The sequence below is a fragment of the Sphingomonas sp. JC676 genome (assembly GCF_014489075.1).
Classification (GTDB): Bacteria; Pseudomonadota; Alphaproteobacteria; order Sphingomonadales; family Sphingomonadaceae; genus Sphingomonas.
This window is the reverse complement of record NZ_JACTGR010000005.1, coordinates 193,910-206,099: the sequence shown is the minus strand read 5'-3', so window position 1 is coordinate 206,099 and position 12,190 is coordinate 193,910. Positions and strand designations below refer to the sequence as shown.

At 64.8% G+C, this 12,190-nt stretch carries 8 protein-coding genes; 7 read left to right on the top strand and 1 reads right to left on the bottom strand.

Features of this window, described 5'->3' with window-relative positions; genetic code table 11:
* Positions 1–160 precede the first annotated feature (160 nt).
* Positions 161–3,124, top strand: coding sequence for an autotransporter domain-containing protein (locus tag IAG41_RS17215; RefSeq protein ID WP_187729887.1), 2,964 nt, complete (start codon positions 161–163; stop codon positions 3,122–3,124).
* Between the two features lie 39 nt (positions 3,125–3,163).
* Here the strand turns inward: IAG41_RS17215 and IAG41_RS17210 are convergent, their stop codons facing one another.
* The gene (locus IAG41_RS17210; protein ID WP_187729886.1) at positions 3,164–5,212 is read right to left on the bottom strand and encodes an Ig-like domain repeat protein; all 2,049 of its coding nucleotides are present in this window, start codon (positions 5,210–5,212) and stop codon (positions 3,164–3,166) included.
* A 139-nt stretch (positions 5,213–5,351) separates the two neighbouring features.
* On the opposite strand from IAG41_RS17210, the gene acs reads away from it, so the two are divergent.
* The 6 genes from acs (at position 5,352) to IAG41_RS17180 (ending at position 12,189) form a co-directional block, all read left to right on the top strand.
* Positions 5,352–7,292, top strand: coding sequence for an acetate--CoA ligase (gene acs, locus IAG41_RS17205; RefSeq protein WP_187729885.1), 1,941 nt, complete (start codon positions 5,352–5,354; stop codon positions 7,290–7,292).
* Between the two features lie 61 nt (positions 7,293–7,353).
* Positions 7,354–8,526: an endonuclease/exonuclease/phosphatase family protein gene (locus IAG41_RS17200; RefSeq protein WP_187729884.1), complete on the top strand. Its 1,173-nt coding sequence runs from the start codon at positions 7,354–7,356 to the stop codon at positions 8,524–8,526.
* 65 nt (positions 8,527–8,591) lie between these two features.
* On the top strand, positions 8,592–10,625 hold the full coding sequence (locus IAG41_RS17195) for a M13 family metallopeptidase (protein ID WP_187729883.1): 2,034 nt from the start codon (positions 8,592–8,594) through the stop codon (positions 10,623–10,625).
* A gap of 84 nt (positions 10,626–10,709) precedes the next feature.
* Positions 10,710–11,042, top strand: coding sequence for an ArsR/SmtB family transcription factor (locus tag IAG41_RS17190; protein ID WP_187729882.1), 333 nt, complete (start codon positions 10,710–10,712; stop codon positions 11,040–11,042).
* Positions 11,039–11,503: an SRPBCC family protein gene (locus IAG41_RS17185; protein WP_187729881.1), complete on the top strand. Its 465-nt coding sequence runs from the start codon at positions 11,039–11,041 to the stop codon at positions 11,501–11,503. Before IAG41_RS17190 ends, IAG41_RS17185 begins: the two co-directional genes overlap by 4 nt.
* Entirely contained in the window at positions 11,503–12,189 is a 687-nt protein-coding gene (locus IAG41_RS17180) for a glutathione S-transferase family protein (RefSeq protein ID WP_187729880.1), read from the top strand. Before IAG41_RS17185 ends, IAG41_RS17180 begins: the two co-directional genes overlap by 1 nt.
* Position 12,190: the final 1 nt, after the last annotated feature.

The following is a 12,190-nucleotide window of genomic DNA, read 5'->3' as shown; positions in this document are numbered from 1 at the left end:
TAATGCCGGCACCGCTGGAACTACCCGGCCGGACGGTAGCGAAACGATCGCCGGCCGAACGACTCCTCGTCGGCCCGGAGCCGCTCATCGCAAAGTAATTTCCTGCGGACCGTCGGAAATTTCCTCGATATAGCGTGTGTCACTTATTGGAGGGAAGCACTTGATTCGCTTTGGCTATCCGGTCGTCGCGACCCTCACGCTCATGGGTGCGAATGCCGCATTTGCGCAGACCCAGGACGTTGTGACGGTCGATGGAAGGATCCTGTCTTCGGATGGTTCCCGTGTCCTGTATGTACCTACGAGCAACCCGAATGATCTACGTATCCGGCTTGGCAGTGGCCAGGATCAGGTCGTTGTTGCGAACGCACCCTATACTCCAGCCTATGGATATTTGACTCCCAGCGGCGCTGTATTCGCTGCGGATGTCGCTTCGCAGCTAATGCGTGATTTGTTCACTTATAACGGAGCGACGCCTCAATTAGTTTCTTACTTAAATAGTAGTAACTCCCTTATTAGTAAAGGAAATTACTCGGTTTTCAGCGGTAACATGGAGAATAATACTGGATATGATAACGTATACCTGATGAATAATTCAACAGGGCAAGTTATTATGGCGCCTGGAGATAACGGAAATCAGTACCTTGATGTTACCCCTCAGGGAGTGATTGCTTATTGGTCGGGTGGCAATAAGGAAAAAAACTACAACATAATGACATTTGACGGAGTTACGGCGCGTGCCATAACGAATACGGTCGGGGTGGTTCGTAACTTCTATCCTCTTACCGATGGAGTAAATTTTCTTTTCTCGCGAACGGTGGGAGAGGGCTCTCCGAGTCTGATACTTTCAGATGGCACGACCGAGACGGTATTGCGTACCTCCACGGATACGGCGCTTAACCCGGGTGGAGACTATCAGATCAATGCCGGATGGGTGGCGTATCGCCAGACCAACGGCACCCTGATGCTGCGCAGCCCCGCCGGCGTGACCACCACCATCGGTGCGAGCTGGAAGATATTGTCGGTGTCGGAAAATGGCGAGATCGCCTATACCATCGGGACGGAGACATTCCTTCGCCGCGCCGGCGGGGAGATATTTGACATCGGTACCTATTCCTCCGCATTCAATGTCGGCAGCGACTGGTACTTCTATGCGGGCGGGCGGCTCGTCCGGTATCTTGACGGCCAGCTGGTGGCGCTCGATGCCGCCTTCGCGAGCAACGGCAACCCCTATGTCGCGGCTGCCGGAGCCACGCTCTACGGTGTTTCCGACATCACCGTTCCGCGGGCGATCGCGTTTTCGGGGCAGACGACGCTCGACACGCACCAGTTCAACGTCACGCTCAGCGGCGCGCTCTCGGGCGCGGGAAGTCTGGATGTTAGCGGCGGAGGCACGCTGACCTTGCTCCGTGCGAACAGCTATACGGGTGGCACCAGCATCGCCGGCGCGACGTTGATCGGCAACACCGCCAGTCTTCAGGGCATGATCGCCAATGCCGGCACCCTGGTCTTCGATCAGAGTGTCAACGGTACGTTCCAGGGCATTCTCTCGGGCAATGGAACGATGCGGAAGGTCGGGGCCGGCACCTTGACGCTGGCCGGTGCGCAACCCTTTGCCGGCACGGTCGTCCTCGACAGTGGTGGCTTGCGGCTGCAGGCGCTCGATACACCCGCAGCCTTCCAACTCAACGGCGGCGCGCTCTCAGGGACTGGACGCATCGGCGCCCTGACCGCCGTCGGCGGAACGATCCGTCCCGGCGCACCTGGCACCGTGATCACGAGCACCGGCCCGGTGACGCTCGGCGTCGGCGCAGTCTATGTGGCGGACTTGGCCAGTGGCGGTCCCGCCACCCAGCTAGCGACGTTGGAATCTGCCACGCTGAACGGTTCGCGGCTGGTTCTTTCCTATGTGGCGGGAAGATATCGCCTGGGCGATTCCTGGACGATCCTGACCGCCGGAGGCGGTGTGAGCGGCACATTCGGAACGGTGGATGCGCCGACCTTCGGGTTGTTGTCGCCATCGGTCGGCTACGGCCCGCTCGCGGTCACCGTGCAACTGGTGCTCAACCGCCAGGCCTTTGTTGCGATCGCCGCTACGCCGAACCAGGCTCAGGCCGCTTCCGCAGCCGCGCAGCTCCCCGTTACGTCGCGCCTGCTGGGTGAGCTCGTGACGCTCCCTGCCGACGGCATCCGCCCGGTGCTGACCTCGCTGAGCGGCGACATCCATGCATCGACGGTCGCCACAATCGCCGACGCTGCGGCATTCGCCGATGGCGCGGTGATGGACCGTCTGCGCGAAAGGAACGGCACCATCTGGGGAAGCGCGGGGGCCCGCCGCGCGACAACCCGTGGCTTCGGCGACGTTGCAGGCAATCGCACGAATGGCCGCAATTTCATCGCGGGCGCCGACCAACAGCTACTCCCCGGTCTCTCCGCCGGCGTCGCCGGCTGGTACGGTGATGCCGACACGACCGGGTGGTCGGGTAAGCTGGACTACACCCAGGCGGGGGTCGGCCTCTATGCGGGCGCCGATTATGGAGCGCTCACGCTTCGCGTCATGGCGAGCCGGACATGGTACGACATGCACACCGATCGGCGCGTATCGTTCAATGCGGACACGAATTTCTCCGAGCGGCTGACCGGCCAATCCGGCGCGACTTCGAACGAGTTCGCATTGGAAACGGGAATCGACAATTCGGTCGGCCCTGTGACGATCACGCCCTTCGCCGGGGTTCGCTACCAGAAGCTCGATTTCGATTCCCTGCAGGAAGCTGGTGGGGAATCCGCGCTCCTCGCGAAGCGGAAGAGTTCGAGCCGGACGCTCGGGCGAACGGGTCTGGACGGGAAGCTGGAGGCGCGGGGGCCGCTTCCCGCCAGTATCCGCGTTTCGGCGGCGTGGGAACATGCGCTCTCGCGCCTGGACGCCGGGCGCGAAATGACCTGGCCCGCGGCGGGGGGGGCGGAGTTTGCCGTGCTGGGAATCCAGGCGCCCAAGGATGTCTTCGATGGCTCCGTGAGCACCGAGGTGGCGGTTTCCAATTGGCGCCTGGGCGCGACCGCGCGCTATACGACCGGGAGCAATTTCGATGCCGTTTCGGCAAGGTTGACCGCCAGCCTGGACCTCTGACGCGGGGCATCCGTTGCCGGTATCCGGCGGGCCAAGGGCTCAATACATCGGTCGGCCGCAATTATAGGCGGGTACGCGCCCGGTCCCGGCGCCGACCATGCCCGAATAGCGGACTTCGTCCTGGGCCAGCGCGTTCAGATATTCCTCGATATTGGGATAGCCGTCGCCATCCGCATCGGCATTGGCGTCCCACAGGTTCGGGTTGGTGTTGGTGAACCGGCGTTCCCACTCGTCGGACATGCCGTCATTGTCGCTATCGGCCTTGGCCGGACCCTGGGTGATGTTCGCCCAGCCGCCGGATTGCGCGACGGTCGAGGTCCAGGTCGATGCGAAAAGATAGGGCGAGGAGTCGCAGGTACGGACGTCGTCGACGTAGAGCGCGTCGACATTGTCGCGGCACGGCCCGTCACGGCAGAGATCGGCACCGGCGAAGGTGAGCACGTCGCGCACCGCCTGCTCGGCCGAGGTGATGCGCGCCGGATCGAACGTCAGCGACCGTCCGGGCGCGAGCGCATAGGCGGTGTTCTGGATGACATCGAGTCCCGTGCGCGAACAGTCCGCCACGCCCGCGGACGTCACGCCGCAGATCGTCGAGGGCACGACATGGTCGATGAACCCGGCGACACTGGCGAACGGATCGGTGACGGTCGAGCCGAACTGGCCGGCGATGCGGGTGCGCGGGGTCACATTGTCGCGCGCATAGATGTTGAACCCGAACGAGGAGCCGCCGCCGGGCGTGTAGAGCGCGATCAGGTAATTGCCGTCGCTGCCATTGTAGCGCGGGCCGCGCAGGTTCGCGTTGCCGATATAATTGGCATAGACGCTGCCGAACTGGTTCGAGACCAGCCCGGTCTCGGCGATGAAGTCATAGAGCACATTGTTGAAGATGTCGGCCTGGCCGAGATTGCCCGGGGTCGGCGGATTGGTCCCCGGCGCGATGTTGAGGCCGCGCTGCTCGCCATGCTGCGACAGATTGTGCGCGATCGTCACATTCGACGCGGGCTTGAGGAAGAAGGTCTTGCAGTGCAGCGACGAGCTGTGCCCCGCGTTCAGGCAGATATTGGGTCCTATGATCGACCATTGGATCGTGCAGTTCTGACAGGCCGTGTCGAGGCTCTCGTCGGTGCCGAACATCGACGAGACATGGTCGAGGATCTGGTACGACGTTTCCTGTAGCCGGATCGGGTCGCCATTGTCGGACGCCCGCCCGGGATGTTCGCCGAGCCGCACGCGGACGTGGCGCAGGATCATGTTGTCGCCGCCGCGCCGCGTGTCGATCAGCGAATCGGGCGGATTGTAATTGGCGCCGAGCCGGAACTCGATGCCGCCGGGCGAGGTCTGGCCGGCGATATAGATCTTCGGGATGGTGATCCGCGCCGGCGATTGGAGGATGATCGCACCAGCGACGTCGAACACGCAGTAGCGCGGGCGCCCGGCCGGAATGGCGTAGGGCGTGTTGACGGCAAGCGCGAGCGCGCATTCGCGATAGCTGATCTTGCCATCGTTCGGATCGGCGACATCGTCGAGCGTGTTGATCTTGTATACCACCGCATTGGCCGCGCGGACGCTGGTGGCGCGGCCGAAGCCGATCGCGGTCGGGAAGGCCAGCGGATGCAGCGCGCGGTCCGTGATCGCGCCATTGTCGGGATCGGCGAAGGCGGTCGCCGGGCCGGCGGGCGGCGGCGAGCCCTGTACCGTGACCGTCGCGGCGGCCGACTGGCTGCCACTGGAGAAGGTGCAGCTCAGCGCGTAATTGGTGGTCGCGGCCGGGCTGACCGTGGCACTTCCGTTTACTGGCTGGGCGCCGCTGAACTGCGCGTCGCCGCTGGCGGTGCAGCCGGTCGCGCCGGCGGAGCTGGTCCAGGTGAGCGTGCTCGACGCGCCGGGCGCGATCGTGGCGGGCGCCGCAGTGATCGTGACGGTCGGCGCCGGCGTAGGGCTAGGCGCCGGGGTGGGGGTTGGCGTGGGCGTCACCACGCCGCCGGCGCTGCTGTTTCCGCCGCTACTGCAGCCGGACAGCAATAGAGCGAGCACCAGCGCAGCTCGCAGACGAGCGATCCGATCCCGCCGCCGACCGGCTAGCGTCATGTGCTTTCTCTTCCCCAGCTGCAGGCCCGACCCTTAGGGGAACCGCCCTGCCTTCCGCCAGTTGGCCAAAGGGACAGGAAGACGCTTGCCCGCGCGGCCGACTTTGACCAAACAGCCGGCACAAAACAGGAGACATGGGATGACCGGCCAGGATCTGTTCCCGGTGCCGCGCGAATGGGCCGAAAAGGCGCGTGTCGACGCAGCGGGCTACGAGAAGCTCTATGGCCGCTCGATTGCCGACCCCGGCAGCTTCTGGCTCGAGACCGCGCGCCGGCTCGACTGGATCAAGCGCCCCGAGCTCGCCGGCGACTGGTCGTTCGACGAGGAGGATTTCCACATCAGCTGGTTCGCCGACGGCAAGCTCAACGTCGCGGCCAATTGCATCGATCGCCACCTCGCCCGGCGCGGCAACGAGACAGCGATCCTCTGGGAGCCCGACGAACCGAGCGAAGCGCCGCGCCGCTTCACCTATCGCGAGCTTCATGCCGAAGTCTGCCGTTTCGCCAATGTGCTGAAGGCCCAGGGCGTCCAGAAGGGCGACCGCGTCACCATCTACCTGCCGATGATTCCTGAGGCGGCGTTCGCCTTGCTCGCCTGTGCGCGGATCGGCGCGGTCCATTCGGTGGTGTTTGGCGGCTTCTCGCCCGAGGCGCTGGCCGGCCGCATCACCGATTGCGACAGCAAGATCGTGATCACCGCCGATGAGGGCCGGCGCGGTGGCAAGAAAGTGCCCCTGAAGGCCAATGTCGACGAGGCCGCGCAGCATGCGTCGGCGATGCAGAAGGTGGTCGTGGTCAGGGCGACCGGCGGCGACGTGACGATGCAGTCCGGCCGCGACGTCTGGTATCATGAGGCTGCGGCACAGGTTTCCACCGATTGCCCGCCCGAGCCGATGGGCGCCGAGGATCCGCTCTTCATCCTCTATACCTCGGGCTCGACCGGCAAGCCCAAGGGCGTGCTCCACTCGTCGGGCGGCTATCTGCTCTGGGCCAGCTACACGCACGAACTGGTGTTCGATTACCGGCCCGGCCAGGTCTATTGGTGCGCTGCGGATATCGGCTGGGTCACCGGCCACAGCTATATCGTCTATGGTCCGCTCGCGAACGGCGGCACGACCCTGATGTTCGAAGGCGTGCCCAACTGGCCCGATGCCTCGCGCATCTGGCAGGTGGTGGACCGTCACAAGGTCGAGATCCTCTACACCGCGCCGACGGCGCTGCGCGCGCTGATGCGCGAGGGCGATGACTATGTGACGAAGACCTCGCGCAAGTCGCTCCGCCTGCTCGGCAGCGTGGGCGAGCCGATCAACCCCGAGGCATGGCGCTGGTATCACGAAGTGGTGGGCGAGGGGCGCTGCCCGATCGTCGATACCTGGTGGCAGACCGAGACCGGCGGCCAGATGATCACGCCGCTGCCCGGCGCGACCGCGCTCAAGCCGGGATCGGCGACCCTGCCCTTCCCCGGAGTCGATCCGCAGATCGTCGATACCGAGGGCAATGTCCTGCACGGCCCGACCGAGGGCAACCTTGTCATCGCACGGAGCTGGCCCGGGCAGATGCGCACCGTCTGGGGCGACCATGCCCGCTTTTTCCAGACCTATTTCAGCACCTATCGCGGCAAATATTTCACTGGCGACGGCTGCCGACGCGACGAAGACGGCTATTACTGGATCACCGGCCGCGTCGACGACGTGATCAACGTGTCCGGGCACCGCATGGGCACCGCCGAGGTCGAGAGCGCGCTCGTGCTCCACGCCAAGGTTGCCGAGGCCGCGGTCGTCGGCATGCCGCACGACATCAAGGGCCAGGGCATCTATGCCTATGTGACGCTCAACAGCGGCGAGGCGCCTTCGGAGGAATTGCGCACCGAGCTGCGCAACTGGGTCCGCCACGAGATCGGCGCGATCGCCACGCCCGATGCGCTCCAGTTCGCGCCGGGGCTCCCCAAGACGCGTTCGGGCAAGATCATGCGGCGCATCCTTCGCAAGATCGCCGAAAACGATACGTCGAACCTGGGCGATACCAGCACGCTCGCCGATCCCGCGGTGGTGGAGGACCTGGTGGCGAATCGGATCAGATAGATACTCGAAAGTGTCGCCTGAATAGGACATCCTCCCCTCGCTCGGGATGAGGGAAGTTAAGATGTCCAACATGTATTCGCGCATCTATCGTGATTTCGACAAGGACAGCGAAGGTGCGAAGCATTGTGCCGATCGCATCCTGAAGATCCGCGCGCGCCTGGCGCCGCTGCGCGACCGCAAGTGCGACGCGACGCTGCTGCTCGCGACCTGGAACATCCGCGATTTCGATTCGAACAAGTTCGGCTTCGGCCCGCGCCGGGCGGAGAGCTTCTACTATATCGCCGAGATGATCTCGTGCTTCGATCTTGTCGCCGTCCAGGAGGTCAATCGCGACCTGCGCGCGCTGGAGCGCGTGGTCGCGATCCTGGGCCGCGAGTGGGACTATATCGCCACCGACACGACCGAGGGGCCGGGCGGCAATGGCGAGCGCATGGCGTTCGTGTTCAACCGGGAAAAGGTCTTCTTCCGCAAGATCGCGGGCGAGATCGTGCTGCCCGACGGGCAGCTGATCGTCGCGCAAAAGAAGGTGAAGACGCCCAAAGACCAGCCCGTGCCGGTGCCCGCGCCCGCGCTCGAGGAGAAGAAGGTCCAGTTCGCGCGCAGCCCGTTCCTCGTCGCTTTCCAGTCCGGCTGGTTCCGCTTCAGCCTGTGTACGGCGCACCTTTATTACGGGGCGGCTTCGGGGCCGGCGCTCGATCAGCGCATCGCCGAGATCGCGGGCCTGGTGAAGTTCTTCGCCGATCGCCAGGACGCGGCAAGCAAGCAGGAGAAGGACAGCCACGGCGCCGTCGAGAACTATATCATCCTCGGCGACTTCAACGTGGTCAGCCCCGAGCACAAGACAATGAAGGCGCTCAAGTCGAACGGCTTCGTCGTCCCCGACGCTATCGACGGCGCCAAGGTCCGCAAGCTGGGCGACCATTTCTACGATCAGATCGCGGTGCGGATGAAGGACAGCCGCTTCAAGGTGACGGGCGGCGGCATGATCGACATCTTCGAGGACGTGTTCACCGATGCCGACCTCCCGCACTACCAGGACGTGCTCCCCAAGAGCGATCCGGAGGAAGGCAGCACTTCCAAGGCCAAGACGCCGGAAGCGATCTACAAGAAGTGGCGGACCTGGCAGATGTCCGACCATCACCCGCTCTGGATCGAGATCGCCACCGATTTCAGCGAGGACTATCTCGCGAAGCTCGCGGCAAACGGCACGATCAGGCCCGATATGCCCACCTGAAATCGGCATTGCGGGGGTGCGTGGAGAGCGTTATCGTCGGCTAATACACTAGCCGAGGGATCCCCATGAAGACCAATCGCATCCTGCTGCTCGCTGGCAGCGCCGCCCTGCTCGCGTTTACCGCGCCGGCGCTGGCGCAGACCGCCGCCCCGAAATACGGCACCTTCGGCGTCGACCTCACCGCGCAAAAGGCGGGCGTGAAGCCGGGCGACGATTTCTGGACCTATGCCAATGGCGGCTGGAATGATCGCGTCCAGATCGCGCCGGACCGCGCCTCGGCGGGCTTCGGCGTTCTGCTTTCGGTCGAGGCCGAGCAGAATGTCCGCAACATCCTCGACGACATGGCGAAGAATCCGGGCACCTATGGCGCCACCGGCAAGCAGGTCGGCGATTTCTATGCGAGCTGGATGGACGAGGCCGGCATCGAAGCCCGCGGCACCGCACCGCTCAAGCCGTATCTGGCGAAGATCGCGGCGGTGAACGACCTGGCCGGGCTGCAGGTCCTGTTCGCGACCACCGGCTATGCTTCGCCGGTCGAGCTCGGCACGCTGCCCGATCTCTCCGATCCGACGCGCTACACCGCCGTGACGGGCCAGGGCGGGCTGGGCATGCCGCGCGATTATTACCTGCTCCCGGGCGAGAAGTACGACGCCTATCGCGCCGCCTATCGCGCCTACGTCCAGAAGATCCAGGAACTGGCCGGCATCCCCGACGCCAGCGCCAAGGCCGACGCGATCGTCGCGCTCGAAACCAGGATGGCCAAGGACCAGTGGACCCCCGAGCAGAGCCGCAACATCGCGGCGCTCAACGATCCCGAGACGGTCGCCGGCCTCGAGGCCAAGGCGCCCGAGTTCGACTGGGCGCTGATGCTCGGGACCGCGGGACTCGATAGCTCGCCCAAGGTGCTGATGACCCAGAACACCGCAGTCGCGGCGATGGGCAAGATCCTGGTCGCAACCCCGCTCGCCACCTGGAAGGACTATCTCGCCTATCGCTTCGTCAACGACCACGCGATCTACCTGCCCGCGGCGTTCGACGATGCCTCGTTCGATTTCTATTCGAAGACGCTGAACGGCGTGCAGGTGAAGCGCGATCGCTGGAAGCGCGGCGTGCAGCTGATGAACGGGTCGCTGGGCGAGGCGGTCGGCAAGATCTACGTCGCCAAATATTATCCGCCCGCCGCCGCGGCCCAGATGGCGGAGCTGATCGAGAATCTGCGCGCCGCCTATCAGGAGCGCATCCAGGGCTCGACCTGGATGGACGCCGCCACCAAGCAGGCCGCTTTGGTCAAGCTCAAGGCGTTCGAGCCGCGCATAGGCCATCCGAACCAATATATCGACTATTCGTCGCTCGCGGTGGATCGCGCCGACCTGCTCGGCAATGCGATGCGCTCGGGCGAATTCCAGCGCCAGCTCGACCTCCAGCGCTTCCCCAAGCCGGTCGACCGCTCGCTCTGGGACATGACCCCGCAGACGGTGAACGCCTATTACAACCCGCTGGCCAACCAGATCACATTCCCGGCCGCGATCCTGCAGCCGCCCTTCTTCGATCCGAATGCCGATCCGGCGGTGAACTATGGCGCGATCGGCGCGATCATCGGCCATGAGATGGGCCATGGCTTCGACGATCAGGGCAGCGAGTTCGGCCCGACCGGCAAGGTCGAGAATTGGTGGAGCGACGCCTCCAAGACCGCGTTCAAGGCGCGGACCAAGGCGCTTGGCGCGCAATACGACTCCTACGAGCCGCTGCCCGGCACGCACATCAAGGGTGACCTGACGATGGGCGAGAATATCGGCGATCTCGGCGGCGTCGAGGCGGCCTATTCGGCGTTCCAGAAATACCAGGCCAAGCACGGCAAGGCGAAGGTGATCGGCGGGCTGACCGGCGATCAGCGCTTCTTCCTGTCTTATGCCCAGGCCTGGCAGACCAAGCTGCGCGAGGGCGCGCTGCGCCAGCAGGTGCTGACCAATCCGCACTCGCCAGCGATGTTCCGCACCAACGGCGTCGTCCGCAATGTCGACGCCTGGTACAAGGCGTTCGACGTCAAGCCGGGCGACGCGCTCTATCTGCCGCCCGAACAGCGGGTCCATATCTGGTAAGGCTTTTGATCGGCCCGGCAGCGATGCCGGGCCGATTGCTTTTACAGGCTTGACGAATCGGTAAGGAATCACTAACCGTAAGTCATGACTTACGGTAACTCCGCCGCTGTCGCGCTCGATGCGCTTGCCGATCCCACCCGGCGCGCGGTGTTCGAGCGCGTCGCGAAGGGCCCGGCGGCGGTCGGTACGATCGCGGAGGGGCTGCCGGTGTCCCGCCCCGCGGTGTCGCAGCATCTGAAGATACTCAAGGACGCCGGGCTCGTCGCCGAGACCGCGCAGGGCACCCGCCGCATCTACCGGATCGATCCGCGCGGGCTGGGCGCGCTGCGCCAGTGGCTCGACGGATTCTGGGCGGCGACGCTCGCGGATTTCCAGACCTATGCAGACAGCCAAGCGGAGGAGGATAGCGCTCTATGACCATTGCCCCGATCGTCCAGAGCGTCGTCGTGAAGGTGCCGCCCGAGCGCGCCTTCTCGCTGTTCACCGCCGATATCGCGCGGTGGTGGGCGCCCAACTTCAACGTCGCCAAGGGCCTGTTCGCCGATCTCGTGCTTGAGCCAAAGCCCGGCGGCCGCTGGTTCGAACGCAGCGCCGAGGGCGCGGAAACCGATTGGGGCAAGGTGATTGCCTGGGATCCGCCGGGCCGGCTGCTGCTCGGCTGGCAGCTCAATGCCGAGTTCAAGTTCGACCCCGATTTCGTGACCGAGGTCGAGGTCCTGTTCGAATCAGAAGGCGCGGGCACACGCGTCACGTTGGAGCACCGCAATCTCGAACGCTTCGGGCCCAGCGCCGAAGCGATCCGTCAGAAGGTCGGCGGTGGCTGGCCGCGGATCGTCGAACTCTTCAGCGACTATGTCAGCACCAAGGAGGATAAGTGATGACCCAGTTTACCGTCCACGGCATCCCCGGCAGCCCCTATGTCCGCACGCCGTTGCTCGTGCTCGAGGAGAAGGGGCTCGACTGGAGGCTCGCGGCGATCCCGTTCGGCGGAAACCGCACCCCTGAATATCGCGCGCGACACCCGTTCCTGAAGATCCCGTCGCTCGAGCATGGCGATTTCCAGCTCTACGAGACCCAGGCGATCGTCCGCTATATCGACCGGATCGCGCCCAATCCACCGCTGACCCCGGCCGATCCGCGCGCCGCGGCGCGGATGGACCAATTGCTCAACATCGCCGATTGCTATGTGGCGCAGCGCGTCAGCGGCGCGCTGGCATTCCCGCGGATGGTCGCGCCGCGTTTCGGCATGCCGGTCGACGAAACGAAAATCGCGGCGGCGATGCCCGAGGCGGCCGAGGCGGTCGCCGAAGTCGCCCGGCTGCTGGGGAACAAGCCCTTCCTCGCCGGCGACGCGCTGTCGCTCGCCGATCTGCACCTCATCCCGCAGATGAGCTTCCTGCCGCATTTCGACGAGGGGCAGCTGCTCCTTTCGCCTTATCCCGAACTCGCGGCGTGGATCGAGCGCATGTCGGCACGGCCGAGCATGGCGGCGACGAGCTGGGAGGTCCTGATGGAACGCGCGGGCATTCCGCTTCCCCCGATGCCGGAGCCGGTCGCGGCCTGAC